The organism is Streptomyces sp. URMC 126, assembly GCF_051386555.1.
Taxonomy (GTDB): Bacteria; Actinomycetota; Actinomycetes; order Streptomycetales; family Streptomycetaceae; genus Streptomyces.
Window position 1 is genome coordinate 1 of sequence record NZ_JBPQTX010001244.1, and the last position, 243, is coordinate 243.

Consider the following 243-nt stretch of genomic DNA (forward strand, 5'->3'; position numbering starts at 1 on the left):
CCTGGGTGAAGACGGGTCGGAAACACTGACCGTGGAGAAGCTCGTCTTCCAGCCGGAAGCCGACCTGCGCGAGCGCGACCGGCAGGGGACGAAGCCGATTCAACTGGCTGCAGAAAATTCTGGCTCGCAGTCGACGGTCGTGAGCTTTCGGCCAAGACCAGCACCGCCGATCATCGATGACCCCGACAATGACGATCCGGGTCCGCGCGCCGCGTAGCAAGGCCGGCGCCTCGCTCCCGGTGG

At 65.8% G+C, this 243-nt stretch carries 1 protein-coding gene; it reads left to right on the forward strand.

Annotation, left to right across the window (positions count from 1 at the left end):
* Positions 1–217 (forward strand): hypothetical protein (locus ACSNOK_RS35830; RefSeq protein ID WP_436784834.1); only part of this gene is annotated, 217 nt, incomplete at its 5' end.
* Positions 218–243: the final 26 nt, after the last annotated feature.